At 68.5% G+C, this 21,466-nt stretch carries 17 protein-coding genes; 5 read left to right on the top strand and 12 right to left on the bottom strand.

Going from position 1 to position 21,466, the window contains the following annotated elements; genetic code table 11:
* Positions 1–225: 225 nt before the first annotated feature.
* The 4 genes from AruCF_RS01720 to AruCF_RS01705 form a co-directional block, all read right to left on the bottom strand.
* Positions 226–966 carry an amino acid ABC transporter ATP-binding protein gene (locus AruCF_RS01720; protein WP_049070976.1) on the bottom strand — a complete coding sequence of 247 codons (741 nt, stop codon included), beginning with the start codon at positions 964–966 and terminating at the stop codon, positions 226–228.
* A gap of 60 nt (positions 967–1,026) precedes the next feature.
* Positions 1,027–2,130 carry an amino acid ABC transporter permease gene (locus tag AruCF_RS01715; protein ID WP_006386909.1) on the bottom strand — a complete coding sequence of 368 codons (1,104 nt, stop codon included), beginning with the start codon at positions 2,128–2,130 and terminating at the stop codon, positions 1,027–1,029.
* 1 nt (position 2,131) lies between these two features.
* Positions 2,132–3,322, bottom strand: coding sequence for an amino acid ABC transporter permease (locus tag AruCF_RS01710; protein WP_049070974.1), 1,191 nt, complete (start codon positions 3,320–3,322; stop codon positions 2,132–2,134).
* Between the two features lie 125 nt (positions 3,323–3,447).
* Positions 3,448–4,464 carry an amino acid ABC transporter substrate-binding protein gene (locus AruCF_RS01705; RefSeq protein ID WP_006386905.1) on the bottom strand — a complete coding sequence of 339 codons (1,017 nt, stop codon included), beginning with the start codon at positions 4,462–4,464 and terminating at the stop codon, positions 3,448–3,450.
* A gap of 316 nt (positions 4,465–4,780) precedes the next feature.
* Here AruCF_RS01705 and AruCF_RS01700 point away from each other — a divergent pair, with 316 nt between their 5' ends.
* From AruCF_RS01700 to cheD, 3 genes are all read left to right on the top strand, one after another.
* On the top strand, positions 4,781–5,494 hold the full coding sequence (locus tag AruCF_RS01700; protein ID WP_049070973.1) for a cell division ATP-binding protein FtsE: 714 nt from the start codon (positions 4,781–4,783) through the stop codon (positions 5,492–5,494).
* Positions 5,491–6,399: a cell division protein FtsX gene (locus AruCF_RS01695; protein WP_049070971.1), complete on the top strand. Its 909-nt coding sequence runs from the start codon at positions 5,491–5,493 to the stop codon at positions 6,397–6,399. The genes AruCF_RS01700 and AruCF_RS01695 overlap by 4 nt, the downstream gene beginning before the upstream one ends.
* Before the next feature lie 414 nt (positions 6,400–6,813).
* Positions 6,814–7,590 carry a chemoreceptor glutamine deamidase CheD gene (cheD, locus tag AruCF_RS01690; protein ID WP_049070970.1) on the top strand — a complete coding sequence of 259 codons (777 nt, stop codon included), beginning with the start codon at positions 6,814–6,816 and terminating at the stop codon, positions 7,588–7,590.
* 120 nt (positions 7,591–7,710) lie between these two features.
* On the opposite strand, the gene AruCF_RS01685 is transcribed toward cheD, so the two are convergent.
* The gene (locus AruCF_RS01685) at positions 7,711–11,322 is read right to left on the bottom strand and encodes an indolepyruvate ferredoxin oxidoreductase family protein (RefSeq protein WP_049070968.1); all 3,612 of its coding nucleotides are present in this window, start codon (positions 11,320–11,322) and stop codon (positions 7,711–7,713) included.
* 161 nt (positions 11,323–11,483) lie between these two features.
* On the opposite strand from AruCF_RS01685, the gene mutY reads away from it, so the two are divergent.
* Positions 11,484–12,569 carry an A/G-specific adenine glycosylase gene (gene mutY / locus AruCF_RS01680; protein WP_100509300.1) on the top strand — a complete coding sequence of 362 codons (1,086 nt, stop codon included), beginning with the start codon at positions 11,484–11,486 and terminating at the stop codon, positions 12,567–12,569.
* A 363-nt stretch (positions 12,570–12,932) separates the two neighbouring features.
* On the opposite strand, the gene AruCF_RS01675 is transcribed toward mutY, so the two are convergent.
* Positions 12,933–13,751 (bottom strand): helix-turn-helix transcriptional regulator, encoded by an 819-nt coding sequence (locus AruCF_RS01675; protein ID WP_049070965.1) that lies wholly within the window; start codon positions 13,749–13,751, stop codon positions 12,933–12,935.
* Between the two features lie 205 nt (positions 13,752–13,956).
* On the opposite strand from AruCF_RS01675, the gene iaaH reads away from it, so the two are divergent.
* Entirely contained in the window at positions 13,957–15,402 is a 1,446-nt protein-coding gene (gene iaaH / locus AruCF_RS01670) for an indoleacetamide hydrolase (RefSeq protein ID WP_049070964.1), read from the top strand.
* A gap of 13 nt (positions 15,403–15,415) precedes the next feature.
* Here the strand turns inward: iaaH and AruCF_RS01665 are convergent, their stop codons facing one another.
* The 6 genes from AruCF_RS01665 to AruCF_RS01640 all read right to left on the bottom strand — a co-directional run bounded on the left by AruCF_RS01665 (position 15,416) and on the right by AruCF_RS01640 (position 21,454).
* Positions 15,416–16,978: a mannitol dehydrogenase family protein gene (locus AruCF_RS01665; protein ID WP_049070962.1), complete on the bottom strand. Its 1,563-nt coding sequence runs from the start codon at positions 16,976–16,978 to the stop codon at positions 15,416–15,418.
* A complete protein-coding gene (manD, locus tag AruCF_RS01660; protein ID WP_049070960.1) occupies positions 16,966–18,177 on the bottom strand; it encodes a D-mannonate dehydratase ManD in 1,212 nt (403 codons plus the stop codon). The genes AruCF_RS01665 and manD overlap by 13 nt, the downstream gene beginning before the upstream one ends.
* Positions 18,178–18,204: 27 nt before the next feature.
* Positions 18,205–18,936, bottom strand: coding sequence for an amino acid ABC transporter ATP-binding protein (locus AruCF_RS01655; protein WP_049077414.1), 732 nt, complete (start codon positions 18,934–18,936; stop codon positions 18,205–18,207).
* A 125-nt stretch (positions 18,937–19,061) separates the two neighbouring features.
* Positions 19,062–19,721, bottom strand: a complete 660-nt coding sequence (locus AruCF_RS01650; protein WP_049070959.1) for an amino acid ABC transporter permease — start codon at positions 19,719–19,721, stop codon at positions 19,062–19,064.
* The gene (locus AruCF_RS01645) at positions 19,718–20,383 is read right to left on the bottom strand and encodes an amino acid ABC transporter permease (RefSeq protein ID WP_006392647.1); all 666 of its coding nucleotides are present in this window, start codon (positions 20,381–20,383) and stop codon (positions 19,718–19,720) included. The genes AruCF_RS01650 and AruCF_RS01645 overlap by 4 nt, the downstream gene beginning before the upstream one ends.
* 33 nt (positions 20,384–20,416) lie before the next feature.
* Positions 20,417–21,454, bottom strand: a complete 1,038-nt coding sequence (locus AruCF_RS01640; protein ID WP_049070958.1) for an L-idonate 5-dehydrogenase — start codon at positions 21,452–21,454, stop codon at positions 20,417–20,419.
* Between the last annotated feature and the right edge of the window lie 12 nt (positions 21,455–21,466).

Here is a 21,466-nt window from a genome sequence, read left to right as displayed (position 1 = left end):
ATACCGCAGCGGGATGAACGGCGTAACAAAGGGCTACCGGGAGAACCGAGCGCTTTTCCCGTGAACGGCGCGCCCCGGCCGACTGGAAACAACGTGCGCCGGCCACCCCGGCGTGCTCGGCGCCTTCCCTTTCGCGCCGCCTCGCCAACGGCCGGCGCCCAAAGAAAAGCCGCCTTCCAGGGAAGGCGGCTTTGGTCGGGTCGCGGCGCGCGGCGGCGCCCGGCCTCAATGCAGGATCTGGCTCAGGAACAGCTTGGTGCGCTCGTTCTGCGGGTGGTCGAAGAACTCGTCCGGGCTGTTCTGCTCGATGATCTCGCCGCGGTCCATGAAGATGACGCGGTTGGCGACCTTGCGCGCAAAGCCCATTTCGTGGGTCACGCACAGCATCGTCATGCCGCTTTCCTGGGCCAGGTTGACCATCACGTCCAGCACTTCCTTGACCATTTCCGGATCCAGCGCCGAGGTCGGCTCATCGAACAGCATGATCTTGGGGCTCATGCACAGCGAACGGGCGATGGCCACGCGCTGCTGCTGGCCGCCCGAGAGCTGGCCGGGGAATTTCTTGGCCTGGTCCGGGATGCGCACGCGCTCCAGGTATTTCATGGCCGTGGCCTCGGCTTCGGCGCGCGGCTTCTTCAAGACCCACATCGGGCCCAGCGTCAGGTTCTCCAGCACCGTCAGGTGCGGGAACAGGTTGAAGTGCTGGAACACCATGCCGACGTCCTTGCGGATGGTCTCGATGTGTTTGAGGTCATTGGTGAGCTCCGTGCCGTCCACGATGATGTGGCCTTTCTGGTGCTCTTCGAGCCGGTTGATGCAGCGGATCATGGTGGACTTGCCCGAGCCGGACGGCCCGCACACCACGATGCGCTCGCCCGGCGCCACGTCCAGGTTGATGTTGCGCAGCACGTGGAACTGGCCGTACCACTTGTTCACGTCCTGCAGTCGAATGATGGCATCAGACATGCCTGTACTCCCGTAAATATCGCGTTGCGGGCCCGCCCGTGGCGGGCCCGCGGCAAGGTTCTATCGTGCGTGACCGGTGGCCAGGCGTTTTTCCAGCGCCTGGCTGTATTTGGACATGGAGAAGCAGAAGACGAAGTAGATCAGCGAGATGAACAGATACGCCTCCACCCCGAATCCGCGCCATGCCGCGTCGGACAGGGCCGCCTTGGCCGCCAGCGTCAGGTCGAAGATGCCGATGATCACCACCAGCGAGGTGTCCTTGAACAGCGCGATGAAGATGCTGACCAGCGGCGGGATCACGATCTTGAGCGCCTGCGGCAGGATGATCTTGCGCATCTGCTGCCAGTAGTTCAGGCCGAGCGAATCGGCGCCTTCGTACTGGCCCTTGGGGATCGCCTGCAACCCGCCGCGCACCGTTTCGGCGATGTACGCGGCCGCGAACATGATGATCGCGATCTGCGCGCGCAGCAGCTTGTCGATGGAGAAGCCTTCGGGCAGGAACAGCGGCAGCATCACCGACGACATGAACAGCAGGCTGATCAGCGGCACGCCGCGGATCAGCTCGATGTACACGACGCACAGCGCCTTGATGGCCGGCATCTTCGAGCGCCGGCCCAGGGCCAGCAGCACGCCGATCGGGAAGGCGAAGGCGATGCCGAACGTCGACAGGATCAGCGTCAGCGGCAGGCCGCCCCAGCGCGCGTTCTCGACGTAGGTCAGGCCCAGCACGCCGCCCCACATCAGGATCGCCACGGCGGTCAGGCCGACGGTCCAGATGATGGCGAGCTTCCAGTTCCAGAAACGGCGGATGCCGCTGCACACGATCACCGCGACCAGGATGATGGTCGCGATCAGCGGCCGCCATTGTTCGTCGTAGGGATAGGTGCCGAACAGGATCAGCCGGTGCTTCTCGATGATGAAGGCCCAGCAGGCCCCGCCCACCGAGGCGCGGCATTCCTGCGCGTTGGCGGCGGTGAAGTTGGCCTTGATGAAGGCCCACTCGACCAGCGCCGGCACCGACATCAACAGGAACCACGCCAGCAGCACCGTGATCAGGATGTTCAGCGGCGAGGAAAACAGGCGCGAGCGCAGCCACGCCCACGCGCCGACATGGGTCTTGGGCGGCGGCAGCCCTTCGCTGGGGGTATGCGTAGTGCTGCTCATATCAACGCTCCACCAGCGCGATGCGCTTGTTGTACCAGTTCATGAAGATCGAGATCGACAGGCTGACCGTGAGGTACGCGCCCATGATGATGAGAATGCCCTCGATGGCCTGCCCGGTCTGGTTCAGCGTGGTGTTGACCACCGACACGATGTCCGGATAGCCGATGGCCACGGCCAGCGAGCTGTTCTTGGTGAGGTTGAGGAACTGGCTGGTCATCGGCGGGATGATCACGCGCAGCGCCTGCGGCAGCACCACCAGGCGCAGCACCTGCTTGCGGCGCAGGCCCAGGGCCCCGGCCGCTTCCCATTGGCCATTGTTGACCGCCTGGATGCCCGAGCGCACCACTTCGGCGATGAAGGCCGAGGTGTAGATCACCAGGCCCGCCAGCAGCGCGGCGAACTCCGGCGACAGCGTCAGGCCGCCGCTGAAGTTGAAGCCCTTCAGCTCCGGCATGTCCAGCGTCAACGAAGCGCCGCTGACCAGCCAGCCGATCACCGGCAGGCCGATCAACAGGCCGATGGCGGCGCGGCCCAGCGGGAACACGTGGCCGGTGGCTTCCTGGCGCTTCTTGCCCCAGTGGCCCAGGAACAGGATGGCGACGATGGCCAGGCCCAGGCCGGCCAGCATCCAGTCGAGCGAGTTGCCCTCCAGCGCCGGCACCTTCAGGCCCCGGTTGGAGATGAACACGCCCGGCAGCGGGTTGTGCGCCTGGCGCGGACCCGGCATGTTCTCGGTGATCAGCGCATACCAGAAGAACAGCTGCAGCAGCAGCGGCACGTTGCGCATCACTTCGACGTAGACCGAGGTGATCTTGGCCACGAGCCAGTTCTTGGACAGCCGGCCGACGCCGATCAGCGTGCCGAGGATGGTCGCCAGCACGATGCCGAGCACGGCCACGCGCAGCGTGTTGAGCAGGCCCACCCAGATGGCGCGGCCATACGTGTCGGCGGGGGTATAGGCGATGGGCGTTTCGCCGATGGCGAAGCCGGCCTCGCGTTGCAGGAAACCGAAGCCCGTGGCGATGTTGCGCACGGACAGGTTGTGAAGCGTGTTTGAAACCAGGAACCACACCGCCAGCGCGACGGCGGCCAGTGCGATCACTTGATAAACCACGGCGCGCACGCCGGGATCGTTCCAGTTCAGACGCCGGGGGGGTGCCGAAATCGGGGCGTTTTTATTGGGAGTCGTCATGAATGAATCTACAGAAGTCGGACACCGGGCGGCTGGCCCGAAATACCGCGCCGCCCACTCCTGCCGCCCGCTCGAGGGCGGGCTAGGCATGGCGCCACGCGGACGCCATGCCGGGCAGCCGTGTGTTAGCGCACCGGCCAGCCGTACATCAAGCCACCTTGCTTGTAGCTGGCGTTCAGGCCGCGCTCCAGCTTCATCGCGCTGCTCTTGCCGAGCGTGGCTTCGAAGCTTTCACCGTAGTTGCCGACCTGCTTGATGATGTTATACGCCCACTTGTCGTCCACGCCCAGGTTCTTGCCCATGCCCGGGGTCACGCCCAGGATGCGCTGGATGTTGGGATTGGTGCTCTTGGTCATTTCATCGACGTTCTTGGACGTGATGCCGTATTCCTCGGCTTCCAGCATCGCGTTCAGCGACCAGCGGATCACGTTGAACCATTGCTCGTCGCCCTGGCGCACCATGGGGCCCAGCGGCTCCTTGGAGAAGTCTTCCGGCAGGATGATGTACTTGTCCGGATTCTCCAGCGTGGTGCGGGTCGAGGCCAGCTGCGACTTGTCGGTCGTGAAGGCATCGCAACGGCCGGCCGAGAAGGCGCGGATGATTTCGTCGTACTTGTCGATCACGACGGGCTTGAATTCGATCTTCTGGCCACGGAACCAGTCGGCCAGGTTCAGCTCGGTGGTGGTGCCCGGCTGCACGCAGATGGTGGCGCCGTTCAGTTCCTTGGCGCTCTTGACGTTCAGGTCCTTCGAGACCATGACGCCCTGGCTGTCGTAGTAGTTCACGCCCACGCCGATCAGGCCCAGGGTGGTGTCGCGCGTCAGCGTGACGGTGGTGTTGCGGGTCAGCACGTCCACTTCGCCCGATTGCAGGGCGGTGAAACGCTGCTGCGTGTTCAGCGGCGTGACCTTGAACTTGCTGGCGTCGCCGAACATGGTAGCGGCGACGGCGCGGCACAGATCAACGTCCAGGCCCTTGTATTCACCCTTGCTGTCCGCGATCGAGAATCCCGGAATGCCGGTCGAAACGCCGCATTGGACAAACCCTTTTTTCTTGACGTTATCGAAGGTCGCACCCGCATTGGCAGCCGCGGACGCAGCGAACAGGGCGGTGCCAATGGCAGCGAGTTTCAGTACTTTCATCTTGATCTCCGTAGGGGTGTTGCGAAGCCGAACGCAAGGCCGGGTTGGGCTTTACGCATGGGGCGGATGGTAGCGTCCGCAAAGCGGCCTCCGCATCCGGGAATTCCCTTGAAATATAGGGACACTGGATGAAATCAAACGGGGTTTGGCACCAAAAACGGGGACGATCTTAAATCCGCGAAGAACGTGTCCAACTGGTCACCTTTTCCGGCCCGATGCCGTCACATCGGGACACTTTTTCCCGCGTGCGCGCCACGCCGTTTTAGGCCAGCTTACTGTCCCCGAGTTACTATTGCGGCTTCATCCGACAGCCGCCATGATCGAATTCCAGCACGTCTTCAAATCGTATGGCCGCGGCCGCAATATCCTGGCCGACATCAACTTCCGCGTCAGCGCGGGAGAGTTCGTTTTCGTGTCCGGCCCGTCCGGCGCCGGCAAGTCCACCCTGCTCAAGCTGATCGGCGGGCTCGAGCCTGCCAGCCGCGGCTCGATCCAGGTCAACGGCCAGCGGCTCGACAAGCTGCCCGCCCGCGCCCGGCCTTACCTGCGCCGCGCTGTCGGCGTGATCCTGCAGGACACCCACCTGCTGTTCGATCGCAGCGCCTTTGAAAACGTGATGCTGCCGCTGGCGGTCACCGGCCACCCGCGCGACTCGGCCGCCGCGCGCGCCCGCGCCGCGCTGGACAAGGTCGGCCTGTCGGGCAAGGAAGACCTCAACCCCATCGAACTGTCGGGCGGCGAGCAGCAGCGCCTGGCGATCGCGCGCGCCATCGTCAACCGGCCCGCCATCCTGATCGCCGACGAACCCACCGCCAACCTCGACCACGACAACGCCCAACGCATCATGAATGTGTTCCGCGACTTCAACCGCGTCGGCGTCACCACGCTGATCGCCTCGCACGACCAGGAACTCATGGCGCGCTACGCCACCCGCACCTTGCGCATCGACCCGGGCAAGTTCGCCGATTCGCACGGCCCGGCCACGCCGCCGGCCGAGGCCGGCCACGGCATCGCCGGAGAACCGGCATGAACGCCTGGCTGCGGCAGCATCGCTATGCCCTCATGGTCACCCTGCGCCGGCTGCTCAAGCAGCCGTTCTCCTCGCTCGCCAACCTGCTGGTGATGGCGCTGGCGCTGGCCCTGCCGCTGCTGGGCAGCGCCATCCTGGTGTCGGTGCAGCCGGTGGCGCGGCAGATGTCCGTCACCCCCGAGGTCACCGTCTTCCTGCGGGTCGACGCGCCGGCCGGCGCCGCCGCCGACATCGCCAAGCGCATCCAGGGCGAGTACGCCAGCGACGTGCGCGCGGTGCGCGTGGTCGGCCGCGACGACGCCCTGGCCGACCTGCGCGCCAATCCCGCCTGGCAGCAGGCGCTGGCCGTGCTGCCAGGCAATCCCCTGCCCGACGCGGTGGTGGTGACGCTGGCCGACGGCGAAGATCTGGCCGGCCGCGCCGACAAGCTGGCGCGCGCCTGGAAGCAATGGGACCAGGTGGATCTGGTGCAGCTGGATAGCGCCTGGGTCCAGCGCCTCGAGGCCATCCTGCGCTTCGCCCGCATCGGCCTGGGCTTCCTGGCCGCCTGCGTGGCGGTGGTGGTGCTGGCTACGGTGTTCAACACGGTGCGCATGCAGGCGTTGTCACAGCGCGAAGAGATCGCCGTGGCGCGGCTGGTGGGCGCCACCGAGTCGTTCGTGCGGCGGCCGTTCCTGTACCTGGGCGCGCTGTCCGGCGCCCTGGCCTCGCTGCTGGCCATCGGCGTGGCGGCGGTGGCGCTGTCGCCGCTGAACAACGCCCTGCTCGGCCTGGCCCGCAGTTATGGGGCTGAATTCGCCTTGCATTTGCCCGGCGCCCCCGTGCTGCTGGCGGCCATCGTCGCCTCGGCCGCCCTGGGCGCGCTGTCGGCGCGCTGGTCCGTTACGCGCAGCACGCGCTTCTGAAAGGCATCGGTCTTCGTCCGATTTCCCTGAAGACCGATCCGCCTAAAGCCACGTATAGCCCCCGTTCGTCCCCGTGATCCGGGGAACGGCCGCGCCCCGCCGTGGGTACGATGGCTGCACCTGCCCCGTCGTGGCCCCATCCGGCCCGACGCCGGGATCGTGGCTCCCGCATGAGGCGCTCCGCTTCGGGGCCCCAGGGACGCGCCAGGACAGGCGCGGAAAGGCTCGCGCCGCGTGCAAACCACCATATTTTTCAGGGACATAACAAAGTTGCGGTTACACAGGTTTTCACCCCATTTCAGGACAAATGTGTAAGAATAAAGCGACATTTTTTTACATATTTTGAAACGTTTCCCGTCCTACCGAGCGCCGCCTTCGTGTTCCAACCGTTGTCCTTGCCCTTGATTCCGCCCCATGGTCGCCCGTCTTGAAGCCCGCGCGACGCGCCACTATTTCGATAGCGCGTTCCAGTCCCAGGCGGTGAAAGTACTCCCCAACGAGTACTACGTCACCGACGAAGACATCATGATCTCGACCGTGCTCGGTTCGTGCGTGGCCGCCTGCATCCACGACCCGGTCAACGGGGTCGGCGGCATGAACCACTTCATGCTGCCCGAGGGCGACATGCAGTCGCCCGCCTCGGCCACCATGCGCTATGGCGCCTTCGCCATGGAAGTGTTGATCAACGAACTGCTCAAGGCCGGCGCGGTGCGCGACCGCCTCGAGGCCAAGGTGTTCGGCGGCGGCGCGGTGCTGTCGGCCATGCAGCAGATGAACATCGGCGAACGCAACGGCCAGTTCGTGCTGAACTACCTGCGCACCGAAGGCATCCCGGTCAAGGCCCAGGACCTGGGCGACGTGCACGCCCGCCGCATCAACTATTTCCCGCGCGACGGCCGCGTGATGGTGCGCAAGATGGCGCCGCACCACCAGCGCGCCGAAGAAATCATCGCCAAGCGCGAACAGGCCGCCGCCGAAAGCGTGCAGGCCAAGACCCAGAGCCCGCCGCGCGTCGAACGTTTCACACGGCCCGGCGTGGAACGCTTCGACCGCCCCGCCACGCGCCCGGGCGTGGAGCGCTTCGATCGTCCTGGCGTCGAACGTTTCGACCGCCCCGCCACGCGCCCCGGCGTCGAACGCTTCGACACCGGCGTCACCCGCCGCCGCAAGCCCGAGACCGCGGGCGGCTGATCCGCGTCAACGGCCGGAGCTGGCGCGGCGTTGGCTGGACGGCACGCCCGGCCGCCGCAGGAAACTTCGCGCAAGCCGCGATAAAAGGCCACGGCCTTGAGCGGCGCCGGCCCGCGTGTCTCACGCCGCCCGCGCGCCCCCGATCGACACCACGCTGGCGCTGAAGTCCTTGAGCAGCGCCTCGCGCCGCGCGGCGGCCTTCTCCATCGCCGCCTCTTTCACGTGGCCGTAGCCGCGGATCTCCTCCGGCACGCTGGCCAGGGCGACCGCGCGATCCAGGTTGCCGCGATTGAGCTTGGACAGGATCGCGCTCAGCGTCTCGCGATACTCGCGCGCCAGCTCGCGCTCGGCGCGGCGCTCGCGGGTGTAGCCGAACGGATCGAAGCGCGTGCCGCGCAGGCGCTTCATGCGCGCCAGCAGGCGGAACACCCGCAGCATGCCGGGACCGTAGGCTTTCTTGACCAGATGGCCGTCCGCGCCGCGGCGCGCGAACAGGGGCGGCGCCAGGTGGAAGCGCAGCTTCCAGTCGCCCTCGAACTGCTCGCCGATGCGCTTGAGGAACTCCCCGTCCGTGTACAGCCGCGCCACCTCGTACTCGTCCTTGTAGGCCAGCAGCTTGAAGTAGTAGCGCGCCACTGCCAGCGCCAGGCGCTGGGTGCCGGTGGCCTCGCGCTCGGCGTGCGCCACCTTGTCCACCAGGTCGGTGTACTGCTTGGCGTAAGCCGCGTCCTGGTACTGCGTCAGGAACGCGCGGCGCGTTTCGACCAGGCGCGCCAGCTCGCCAGCCGGCTTCTTCAGTTCCGCCACGGGTTGGGCCACGCGCGGCCGGCGGATCTCGATGATGCCCTCCGGATGCGCGGGCGCGCCGCCGCTTGCCAGCAGGCGCGTCACGCCGGCCAGGTCATGCGCCGCGCGGCGGCCCCAGGCGAACGCCGCCAGGTTGTTGGGCACCTGCTGGCCGTTCAGTTCGATGGCGCGCAGCAAGGACTCGCGCGACAGCGGCAGCCAGCCCTTCTGGTAGGCGTAGCCCATCATCAGCGGGTTGGAATAGATGGCGTCGCCCAGCAGGCCCACGGCCAGCGCCGACGCGTCCACCGTGTGCAGGTTGTCCTTGCCGCAGGCGGCCTGCAGGTCGGCCGTCAGGTTGGCGCCCGGCAGCGTCCAGTCGGGATTGGTGACGAAGGCGGCGGTGGGCGCGGTGTCGCTGTTGAGCAGCGCGCGCGAGCGGCCCGGACGCAGCCGCGCCATGGCGTCGGCGCTGGTCGCCACCACCAGGTCGCCGGCCAGCATCAGGTCGGCCTCGCCCATCGCCACGCGCGTGTTCATCAAGTGGTCCGGCGTCTGCGCCAGCACCACGTGCGAATACACCGCGCCGCCCTTCTGCGCCAGGCCGGCCATGTCCAGCACCGAACAGCCCTTGCCTTCCAGGTGCGCGGCCATGCCCAGCAACTGGCCGATGGTGACCACGCCGGTGCCGCCGACGCCGGCGATGAACACGCCATAGGCCTGCGCCAGCGCCGGCAGCGCCGGTTGCGGCACGTCGTCGTCGACCGCGCCTTCCGGCGCCAGCGCACGCGGCTTGCGCAGCTTGCCACCTTCCACCGTGACGAAGCTGGGGCAGAAGCCCTTCAGACAGGAGAAGTCCTTGTTGCAGCTGGACTGGTTGATGGCGCGCTTGCGGCCGAACTCGGTCTCCAGCGGTTCCACCGACAGGCAGTGCGATTTCTGCGAACAGTCGCCGCAGCCTTCGCACACGCGCTCGTTGATGACCACGCGCCGCGCCGGATCGGGATAGGCGCCGCGCTTGCGGCGGCGGCGCTTCTCGGTGGCACAGGTCTGGTCATAGATCAGCACCGACACGCCGGGGTGCTCGCGCAACTCGCGCATTACCGCGTCCAGCTCGTCGCGGTGTTTCACCGGCACGCCCGGCGCCATGCCGGCCATGCCCTGGTATTTCTCCGGCTCGTCGGTCACCACCACGATCTTGTCGATGCCCTCTGCGGCCACCTGACGGCTGATCATCGGCACGCTGATGGGGCCGTCCACCGGCTGCCCGCCGGTCATGGCCACCGCGTCGTTGAACAGGATCTTGTAGGTGATCGGCGCCTTGGCCGCCACCGCCGCGCGGATCGCCAGCAGGCCGGAATGGAAGTAGGTGCCGTCCCCAAGGTTGGCGAACACGTGCTTCTCTTCGGTGAACGGCGCCTGCCCCAGCCACGGCACGCCCTCGCCGCCCATCTGCGTGTACACCTGCGTGTTGCGGCCCATCCAGGTGACCATGTAATGGCAGCCGATGCCGGCCATGCCGCGCGAGCCTTCGGGCACCCGCGTCGAGGTATTGTGCGGACAGCCCGAACAGAACCACGGCTTGCGGTCTTCCACCACGCGCGGGCGCGCCAGCGCCTGCTCACGCTCGGCGATAAAGGCCAGGCGCGCCTCGATGCCGGCGCGCACGTCGGCCGGCAATTCGAAGCGCAGCAGGCGCGCGGCGATGGCCTTGGCCACCATCGCCGGCGAAAACTCGTAGTGCGCCGGCAGCAGCCAGTTGCCCTGCGGCACCGCCCACTCGCCGCCATCCTTGTCGTCGAACTTGCCGACCACGCGCGGGATCTTCTTGCCGCTGCCGATCCAGCTGAACAGTTCCTCCTTCAACTGGTATTCCAGCACCTGGCGCTTTTCCTCGACCACCAGGATCTCGTCCAGGCCATCGGCGAAGCGCGCCATGCCGGTGGACTCCAGCGGCCACACCATGCCCACCTTGAACAGCCGCAGGCCGATGCGCTGGCACACCGCCTCGCTCAACCCCAGGTCGGACAGCGCCTGGCGCGTGTCCAGGTAGGCCTTGCCCGAGGTCATGATGCCAAAGCGCGCGTCGCGCGCCGGCACCTGCCACAGCTCGCGGTTCAGGTTGTTGGCGCGGGCGTAGGCCAGCGCCGCGTACAGCTTGTAGTCCAGCAGCCGCGCCTCCTGTTGCAGCGGCGTGTCCGGGATGCGGATGTTCAGGCCGTCCGGCGGCAGCTGGAAATCCCCGGGCAGCACGATCTGCACACGGTACGGATCCACGTCCACCGAGGCCGACACCTCGACGATGTCGGTGATGCACTTCATGCCGACCCAGACGCCGGCATAGCGGCTCATGGCCCAGCCGTGCAGGCCGTAGTCCAGTACCTCCTGCACGCTGGAGGGGAACAGCGCCGGGATCATGCAGGCCTTGAGGATGTGGTCGCTCTGGTGCGGCAGCGTCGACGACTTGGCCGGATGGTCGTCGCCGGCCACCACCAGCACGCCGCCGTGCGGCGACGTGCCGGCGGCGTTGGCGTGCTTGAACACGTCGCCGCAGCGGTCCACGCCCGGCCCCTTGCCGTACCACATGCCGAACACGCCGTCGTACTTGGCGCCCGGGAACAGGTTGACCTGCTGCGTGCCCCACACCGCGGTGGCCGCCAGGTCCTCGTTGATGCCCGGCTGGAACTCGACGTGGTGCGCCTTCAGGTACTTGGCCGCCTTCCACATGTTCTGGTCGACCCCGCCCAGCGGCGAGCCCCGGTAGCCCGACACGAACCCGGCCGTGTTCAGCCCCGCGCGCAGGTCGCGCAGCCGCTGCATCATCGGCAGGCGCACCAGGGCATGGATGCCGCTCATCCAGGCGCGGCCGCTTTCCAGGGTGTATTTGTCGTCCAGCTGGACGGATTCGAGCGCCGCGCGCAGCGCGGGCGTGAGGGGGGCATTCATGTCTACTCCGAGGGTCGTGGAACGCCCGCGGCAGCCAACGCACCACGCCCTCTTGAAGCGCATGCAGGCAAGCGGCGGGAGGTGAATTCCGGGCGCTCGATGCGCCTCTGTCCCACGGTTGTAACCGCTCGCCCCACCCCCGGCAATAGGGCGATGCGATAATTGCGGGCATGGACTTCGCCCCTCGCATCGTCGCCTGGCAACGCCAGCACGGCCGCCACGATCTCCCCTGGCAAAACACCCGGGATCCCTACCGCATCTGGCTCTCCGAGATCATGCTGCAGCAGACGCAGGTGGCCACGGTGATCCCCTACTACGAACGCTTCCTGCAGCGCTTCCCCGACGTGGCCGCGCTGGCCGCCGCCGCCCAGGAAGAGGTGATGCCCTACTGGGCCGGCCTGGGCTACTACGCCCGCGCCCGCAACCTGCACCGCTGCGCCCAGGAAATCGCGCGCGACTGGAACGGCCGCTTCCCGCCCAGCGCCGAAGCCATCGCCACGCTGCCCGGCATCGGCCGCTCGACCGCCGCCGCCATCGCCGCCTTCGCCTACGGCGAGCGCTCGCCCATCCTGGATGGCAACGTCAAGCGCGTCTTCACCCGTCACTTCGGCATCGCCGGCGACCCCGCCAGGCGCGAGGTCGAACAGCGCCTGTGGGCCCTGGCCGACGCCCAGGTCGAGGCCGCGCCCGGCCTGGACATGGCCGCCTACACGCAGGGCCTGATGGACCTGGGCGCCACCCTCTGTACGCGCGGCAAGCCCGCCTGTGAACGCTGCCCGGTCGCCGACACCTGCGTCGCCAAGCGCGACGGCCGCCAGGCCGAACTGCCCACGCCCAAGGCGCGCAAGGCGATCCCGGAACGCGAGACCGCGATGCTGGTGCTGCAGCACCAGGGCGCCTTCCTGCTGCAGCAACGCCCCGAACCCGGTATCTGGGGCGGCCTCTGGAGCCTGCCCGAATTCGACGCCGCCGGCGACCCCCTGGCCGCCTCGCGCGCCCTCGGCCTGGACCCCGAACAGCGCTTCGAACTCGCCGCCTTCGCCCACACCTTCACCCACTACCGCCTGCACATCCGCCCCTGGTATGTGCCCGTGCGCAGCGCCTCGCTGCGCCAACCCACGCAACCCGAACGCTGGGTCACCCAGGCCGAACTCCCCGACACCGCCCTGCCCGCCCCCGTCAAGAAACTCCTGCTGGGCCTGATCGACGCCGGCCTCCCAGGCGACCTGCTGGCCAACAGCAAGTAGCGCCCTCCGACCGCCCCCCGCGCGCAGCGTCACCACCCCGACGCCAGACACCCAAACGCCAAAGAAGGCCGCCCGCGCGGCCGCCTTTGGCGACCCCGCAAACCCTTTCCGCCGAAGATTGCTGGCAAGAACGCCAAGCACACCGCCCGCCCCAACAGCCGCCGTTAAGTCACGACGCGAGCGAGTGGCGGGGCAGGCGGGGGATGGCGGGGCGTGTAGATGCGCCCGGCGGAAACCGAAGGCAGCCGCCGTAGGCGGCAACGAGGTTGAGCACGGGGCAGTCCGGAGCGAACGCTCCGGACCGCAATCGTAGCCCCGCCAGCCCCCGCCTGCCCCGTCACTCGCGCCTCAAGAACCCACCCGTCACTCATCCCCCAGCAACATCACCAGCTTCAGGTCCAGGTGAGTCGCCAGGCGGAAGGTAATCTGCTGAAACGCCATCCGCCCCCGCCGCGGATGCGCGAATTCACGCAGGCCGCCCTCGCGCTCGACCACCGCGTGCCGGTTCCACCAATGCGCGAACACCGCGCTCTGCCGGTTCAGGGCATCGATCAGCGCCAGCACCGCCGGCTCATCCAGATGCGCGCCCGCGTCCGCCCGAAACTCCGCCACCACGCGCCGCGCCCGCTGCTCCCAGTCCACCACCAGCTCGCGCGCCGCCGGGTCCAGGAAGATGTAGCGCAGCAGGTTGGGCTCCGGATCCCGGGTCGGCCAGTCGTCGAACAGTTCCCGCAGCGGTTCATTACAGGCCAGCACGTTCCAGGCCCGGTCCAGCACGTAGGCCGGCGCGGTGATGGCGTCCACGCACTCGCGCAGCGAACCCGGCGCCCCCATCGCATCGTCGCGCGCATGCTGCGGATCGGCGCAGTCGGCCAGATCGAACAGATAGGCCCGCTCGGCGCGCGCCAGTTGCAGCACGCCCGCGATGCGCGACCAGACCGAGGGCGATACCGACACCTCGCGCCCCTGCTCGATCCAGGTGTACCAGGTGACGCTGATGCCGCACAGCTGCGCCACCTCTTCGCGCCGCAGCCCCGGCGTGCGCCGGCGCATGCCTTCGGGCAGGCCTGCCATCTGCGGCGTGATGCGCGATCGGGCGCTGCGCACGAATTCGCCCAGCGCCTGGCGGCGCAAGCGGGAGCCTTCGTGGCCGGCGACGCCGGCCTGGGGGGAAGTGTTCATACCAGGATAAGAGAGGAACTTGTACGTGTATAAGCGCCATCTATCTTAGCGCCTGGCCACCCCTGCGGTACCGCGCCCCGCCCGCGGGCGACCACGGGCCGGACCGGCATATCGACGAACGGCGCCCGGCCGCGCTACGGTCAACCCTGTACAGAACGGTATCGACCCGACGCAACCGCCCCAAAACCAAGGAGACAACCCCGCCATGACCGCCCACCAGACGTCCTCGAGCTGCCCCACCGTGACCGAGGCCGCGGCGCTGTTCCGCGACGGCCAGATCACCAGCGAGGCCCTCACCCGGGCCTGTCTGGACCGCATCGCGTCCCGCCAGGACCTCAATGCCTTCATCACCGTCGACGCCGAGGGCGCGCTGGCCCAGGCAAGGGCCGCCGACGCCGGGCGCGCCGCCGGCCGCGCGCCCCGGCCGCTGGAGGGCGTGCCGTTGGCGATCAAGGACAACATCCATGTGGCGGGGCTGCCCAACACCGCCGGCACCCCGGCCCTGCATGGCTTCATCCCCAAGGAAGACGCACCGGTGGTGCGCCGGTTGCGCGAGGCGGGCGCCGTCATCGTCGGCAAGGCGCACATGCATGAACTGGCCTTCGGCGTGTCCGGCTACAACACCGCCTACCCCGGCCCGCGCGGCGCGGGCACGCGCAACGCTTATGACGCCGAACGCATCGCCGGCGGCTCATCCTCGGGCAGCGGCGCGGCGGTGGGCGCGCGCCTGGTGCCGGCCGCGCTAGGCACCGACACGGGCGCTTCCGTGCGCCTGCCCGCCGCCCTCAATGGCGCCGTCGGCTTCCGGCCTTCCGTGGGTCGCTATGACGGTTCGGGCATTACGCCGATTTCGCATACCCGCGATACGCCCGGCCCCATCGCCACCGGCATGGCCGACATCGCGCTGCTGGATGCCGTCCTGACCGGCGATGACACGCCGCTGCCGGCGCTGCGCGCCGCCGACCTGCGCCTGGGCCTGCCCGGCTATTTCTGGCAGGACCTGGACCCGCGGGTAGAGGCCACAGCGCAGGCCGCCCTGGAGCGTCTGCGCGCGGCCGGCGTGACCCTGGTCCCGCTGGACCTGCCCGGCCTGGAAGCCAGCAACGCCGCGACCGGCATGCCGCTGTGCCTGTACGAGCAGAAGCACGATCTGATCGCCTATCTGCAACGCCACGACGCGGGCGTGTCATTCGAGGAACTGGTGGCTCGGATTTCCAGCCCCGACGTGAAAGCCATCTTCGACGACCTGGTCGTGCCGGGCGTGCTGCCCACGCCATCGGGCGAGCTGCTGCCGCTGCAACCGCTTTACGACAGCGCCATCGCGGAACATCGCAACGCGCTCATCGACGTCTACCGCCGCGCGTTCGCGCGGCACGGGCTGCACGGGCTGCTGTTCCCCACGGTGCCGGTGCTGGCGCCGCTCGCCGCGCCCGAGGCCAGCAGCCTGGAGTCGTTCCTGCGGCTGGCGCGCAACGTCGATCCCGGCAGCAACGCGGGCCTGCCCGGCCTGAGCCTGCCCGCCGGCCTGTCGGACGGCGGCCTGCCGATCGGATTGGAAGTGGATGGCCTGCCCGGCGAGGACCGCCAGATCCTCGCCATTGGCATGGCAATCGAACCATTGCTGGGCCGGCTGGCGCCGCCGGCTGCCTGACGCGGACGCCGCCCTAGCCGGCGTCCGCGCGCATCGCGGCCAGGGTCGCCTCCAGCGCGCCCGCCACGCCCAGCGTGCGCAACGACTGCGCTGCTTGCGCCACCTCGCGCACGAAACGCTCGTCGCGGCCCAGGTCGCCGAACACGGCGGTCAGGGCCGTCATCTCGCGCGCCCAGGCCAGCGCGGCGGCCGGTCCGGGCGAAGCATCGCGCGCCGCCTGCTCGGCCTGCGCCAGCCGCTGCGCCAGCGTCTCGGCCAACGGGTCATCGATGGGATAACGCCGTCCTGCCTGATCCACCCCGCGCAGGAAATGCAGCCAGCCGGCCAGCGCCAGCGCCAGCCCGGCGATCGGCCGGTCCGCCGCCAGCCGCGCCCGCACCGTGCCCAGCAGGCGCTGCGGCATCTTCTGCGACCCGTCCATGGCGATCTGCCGCGTCTGGTGCCTTAGCGCCGGATTGGCGTAGCGTTGCAACAGCCGCTCCTGGTAAGCCGCCAGGTCCAGGCCCGGCAGCACCGGCAGGGTCGGCGCGATTTCCATGCACATCAGGTCCGCCAGATAGCGCCGCAGCGCCGTCTGCGCCACGGCCTGGTCCACCGTGCCCCACCCCGCCATCACCGACAGGTAGGCCAGCGCCGAATGCGCGCCGTTCACCATGCGCAGCTTGAGGGTCTCGAACGGCGCCGCCTCGGCGACAAAGCGCGCGCCGCCCACGGCCCAGTCCGGCCGGCCGGCGGCAAAGCGATCTTCCACCACCCATTCCAGGAATGGCTCGGCCTGCACCGGCCAGGCATCCGTCATGCCCAGCGCCTGTGCCACGGCGGCGCGATCCTCATCGGTGGTGCGCGGCACGATGCGGTCCACCATGGAGCACGGAAACGTGCAGGCCTGGCCGATCCATTCGGCCAGGCGGGCGTCCACCTGCGCGGCGAACGCCAACACCAGGCCGCGCAGCAGATGGCCGTTGCCGGGCAGGTTGTCCAGCGACAGCAGCGTCACCGGGCCCAGGCCCGAGGCGCGGCGCCGTTGCAGCCCCCACACCAGGAAGCCGATGGTGCTGCGCGGCGCCAGCGGTTGGCCCAGGTCGTGCACGATGTCGGGATGCGCCAGGTTCAACGCGCCGCTGGCCGGATCGTGGCAATAGCCCTTCTCGGTCACGGTCAGGCTCACGATGCGCGTGTACGGACTGGCGATGCGCGCCAGCACCGCCTGCGGATCCTCCGGCGCCACCAGCGTCTCCAGCAGGCAGCCGATCACGGCCAGCTGCTGTTGCGGCCGGCCCTCGGCGTCGGCGCTGCGCAGCGCCAGCGTGTAAAGCCCGTCCTGCGGCGCCAGCGCGTCGCGGGTGTCGGCCTGGCGCAGCGACACGCCGCAGATGCCCCAGCGCGGGTCGCCGCTGGCATGGATGGCCGCCTCATTCACCGCCGCCAGATGGCCGCGCGCGAACGCGCCCAGCCCCAGGTGCACGATGCCGGCGCGCAACGCGCCCCTATCGTAGGCCGGCCGCGCCACGCCCCGCGCCAGCGCGGGCAGGCGCGCCGGATGCAGCCTGACAGCCGCGGGGGCTACCAATTCCATAGCGTGCCGTCCTGCTGCAATCGGTTCACCGGCAGGTAAGCGCGCTTGTACGGATACTTGGCGGCCAGCTTCTCGTCGATGTCCACGCCGTGACCCGGCACGTCGCCCGGATACAGCATGCCCTGCGAGAAGGTGTAGGCGTGGGGGAACACCGCGTCCGTCTCCTCGGTGTGGCGCATGTATTCCTGGATGCCGAAGTTCGGCACCCACAGGTCGAAGTGCAGCGCCGCGCCCATGCACACCGGCGACAGGTCGGTGGCGCCATGGCAGCCGGTGCGCACCTGGTACAGCGAGGCCAGGTCGGCGATGCGGCGCAGGTGCGTGATGCCGCCGGCGTGCACCACGGTGGTCCGGATGTAGTCGATCAGCTGGTGCTGCACCAGATCCTTGCAGTCCCAGATTGAATTGAAGATCTCGCCCACCGCCAGCGGCGTGGTGGTGTGCTGGCGGATCAGGCGGAAGGCCTCCTGGTTCTCGGCCGGCGTGGCGTCTTCCATCCAGAACAGGTTGTACGGCTCCAGCGACTTGCCCAGCCGGCCGGCCTCGATCGGCGTCAGGCGGTGGTGCACGTCGTGCAGCAGGTGGTGCTCGAAGCCGAGCTTTTCGCGGATGCGATCGAACAGCTTGGGCGTGTGCCGCAGGTACTTCTCCGTGGACCAGTCGTGCTCGCTGGGCAGGTCGGCGTCGGCGGGCTCGTAGAACAGGTTGCCGCGGCCCACGCCGTAGACCTTGTCCAGCCCCGGCACACCGCTCTGCGCACGGATCGCGCGGTAGCCCATGTCGGCATAGCGCAGCACCTCGTCGACGGTGTGCTCGATGTCGCTGCCGTTGGCGTGGCCGTAGACCATGACGCCGGTGCGGCTCTTGCCGCCCAGCAGCTGGTACAGCGGCAGGCCGGCGGCCTTGGCCTTCAGGTCCCACAGCGCGGTGTCGACCGCGGCGATGGCGGTCATGGTGACCGGACCCCGGCGCCAGTAGGCGCCCTTGTACAGGTATTGCCAGATATCCTCGATCTGGTGCGCGTCGCGGCCGATCAGGCAAGGCACCACGTGTTCGGTCAGGTAGGCCGCCACGGCCAGCTCGCGTCCGTTCAGGGTGGCATCGCCGATGCCGGTCAGGCCCTGGTCGGTCTCGATCTTCAGGGTCACGAAATTGCGGCCCGGCGAACAAACAATGACGCGTGCGTTCGTAATTTTCATCATGGATTCCGTGAAACGGGAGGGTGTTCAGCCTTCCCAGCCCAGGTGGCTGAGGAAGTCGCGGGTACGGGCGACCTGCGGGTTGTCGAAAATCTGCGCGGGCGGGCCCTGTTCCAGGATGGCGCCGTTCTCGAACACCACCACCCAGTTGGCCACGCGCCGCGCGAAACTCATTTCATGCGTGACCACGATCATGGTCATGCCTTCCTGCGCCAGCTTCTTCATGACGTTCAGCACCTCGCCCACGGTCTCGGGGTCGAGCGCCGAGGTCGGCTCGTCGAACAGCATCACTTCCGGCTCCATCGCCAGGGCGCGGGCGATGGCCACGCGCTGCTGCTGGCCGCCGGACAGGTTGGCGGGAAAGTTGCCGGCCTTGTTGGCCAGGCCGACCTTCTCCAGCAGCGCCATGGCGCGGGCGCGCGCCAGTTCCGGCGCCATGCCGAGCACGGTGATCGGCCCCATGGCGACGTTGTCCAGCGCCGACTTGTGCGGGAACAGCTCGAAGCTCTGGAACACCATGCCCATGCGCTGGCGCACCTTGCGCACTTCCGATTCGGCCTCCGGCACCGCCACGCCATCCAGCAGCACGCGGCCGCCGTCGATCTTCTCCAATGCATTGGTGCAGCGCAGGAGCGTGGACTTGCCCGAGCCGGACGGGCCGATCAGGCACATCACCTCGCCCTTGTTGACCTGCAGCGAGACGTCGTTCAACGCCACGAAATCGCCAAAGACCTTGCGCACGTGCTCGTACACCAGCACCGGCGGCTGGTCGGCGCCCTTGCGGGTGGCAGCCGATGTCGCGGCGGCCGTTGTTGCGGCAGGCGTTGCTGCGGCGGCCGCCGCCGCGCCGGCCGTGCCGGCCACTTGTTCCAGGATCATCTCGTTCACTCCTTGACTCCGTATTTGCGGTGGATCCAGTCGACCAGCTTGGCCTGCGGATAGCCCATCAACCAATAGATCACCGCCATCGCGGTCAGCATTTCCAGCACGCGGAAGCTCTGCGCGCGCACCTGCATCGAGGCATAGGCCAGCTCGCTGACGGCGATCACCGACACCAGCGAGGTATCCTTGAACAGCGAGATCCAGGTGCTGGCCAGCACCGGCAGGATGCGCCGCGCCGCCTGCGGCACCAGCACCTTGAACATGGCCTGGCGGCGCGACATGCCCATCGCCAGCGCCGCTTCCATCTGGCCCTTGCGGATCGAATTGATGCCGGCGCGGAAGGTTTCCGAGTTGTAGGCCGACACGTTCAGCACCAGCGCCACCAGCGCCGTGGTCACCGCCGAGAACTGCACGTCCAGCGCCATCGGCATCACGTAGAACGCCCAATAGATCACCAGGATCAGCGGCAGGTTGCGGAAGAACTCGACGATCGCCACCGCGATGCCATTGGCCACGCGGTTCGACGACAGCCGCATCAGCGCCAGCACCATGCCGCCGGGCACCGCCAGCGCCATCGTCACCACCGTCAGCATCACGGTCATGGCCGCGCCCTGCAGCAGCACCTGGCGCGAGTCCCAGATAATTCCCCAGTCCAGATTCATGAGCGCCCCAGGTGTGCGTAACGTTGGTACAGCCGGTCCACGCCGCGCGTCACCGGGAACAGGATCACGAAGTACGCCACGATCACCGCGGTGAACACCTCGATCGGCCGGTAGCTCTGCCCGGCGATGGTCTCGGCCTTGTGCATCAGCTCGGGCACCGCGATCACCGTGGCGATGGCGGTGTCCTTGATCGCCACCGTCAGCACCGAGCCGAAGGCCGGCAGCATGCGGATGGTGGCCTGCGGCAGGATGATCTTGCGCAGCGCCTGGGCCCGCGACATGCCGAGCGCCAGGCCGGCGCGCATCTGCCCCGGGCGCACCGACTCGATGCCGGCGCGGATCACCTCGGCCGAATAGGCCGCGATGTGCAGCGTCAACGCCACCAGCGCCGCCCAGAACGGCGCGAAGGTCACCCCGGCCAGCAGCGGGAAGGCGAAGTAGATCCACACCAGCACCACCAGCACCGGGATGGCGCGCATGCTGTCGATGTAGAACACCAGCAGCACCCGCAGCCAGCGCGGCCCGTACAGGCGCAGCAGCGCGATCACCAGGCCCAGCAGGATGCTGGACACCGCCGTGACGGCGCTCAGCGCCACCGTGATGCCCAGGCCGCTGGCGAAGAAGCGCCAGTTATCGACGATGGGGGAAAAATCGAAGTCCATGGAATCTCCGTGCGGTCGCGAACGCGGCCGGGCTCAGAACGTCACCATCACTTTCATGGCCTGGCGCCGGTCGGCCGCCAGCGCGAAGGCTTCGTGCGCCTGGCGCGCCGGCACCGCCGCCGTCAGCAGCGGCGCCACGTCCACCAGGCCGCGGCCCAGGTAGTCGACCGCCCAGGCGTATTCATCGACGAAGCGGAAGCTGCCGATGACGTTCAGGCTCTTGACCATGATCTGGTTGAACGGACACGGCTCGCTGCTGCCATTGAGCGTGCCGACCGTGACGATGGTGCCGCGCGGCCGCGTGGCGCGGATGCAGTTGGCCAGCCCGGCATAGTTGCCGGAGGCCTCGAAGCACACATCGACCGTGCCCTTGCCCGCCGCCAGCTCGTCCAGCGCGGCCGGCTCGGTGGCGGCGTTGATGGTGCGGGTGGCGCCGACCTTGGCGCAGGTCGCCAGGGTCTGGTCGACGATGTCGACCACGATGACCTGGCTGGCGCCGGCCAGGCGCGCCGCCATCAGCACCAGCGCGCCGATCGGCCCGGCGCCCACCACCATCACCGTCTTGCCCAGCAGCGTGCCGGCGCTGCGCACCGCGTGCAGCGCCACCGCCAGCGGCTCGCCGAAGGCGGCCAGCTCGAACGACAGGCTGTCCGGGACCGGCACGCATTGCTTTTCCTGCACCACCACCTGCTCGCGCATCGCGCCCTGCATATGCGGATAGCGGCTGGCGCTGCCGAAGAAGAACACCGCCTCGCAGTGGTTGGAATCGCCCTGGCGGCAATAGCGGCACACGCCGCAGGTGCGGGCCGGATCCAGCGCCACGCGGTCGCCGGGTTTGACGGCGGTGACCGCCGAACCGACCTCCAGCACCTGGCCCGAGGCCTCGTGGCCCGGCGTCAGCGGTTCGCGGATGATGAAGTCGCCGACCCGGCCGTGGCGGTAGTAATGCAGGTCCGAACCGCAGATGCCGACCGCCTTGACGCCGACGCGCACCTGCGTCGGGCCCAGCGGCTCGGGCGCCTGTTCCACCAGCCGCAAGTCCTCGGCCCCATGAATCGCGCAATTGAGCATGGTGTGTCCGCC

Source organism: Achromobacter ruhlandii (assembly GCF_002082135.1).
Classification (GTDB): Bacteria; Pseudomonadota; Gammaproteobacteria; order Burkholderiales; family Burkholderiaceae_B; genus Achromobacter; species Achromobacter ruhlandii.
The sequence above is the reverse complement of the archived record's forward strand: the minus strand, read 5'-3'. Positions and strand labels throughout refer to the sequence as shown.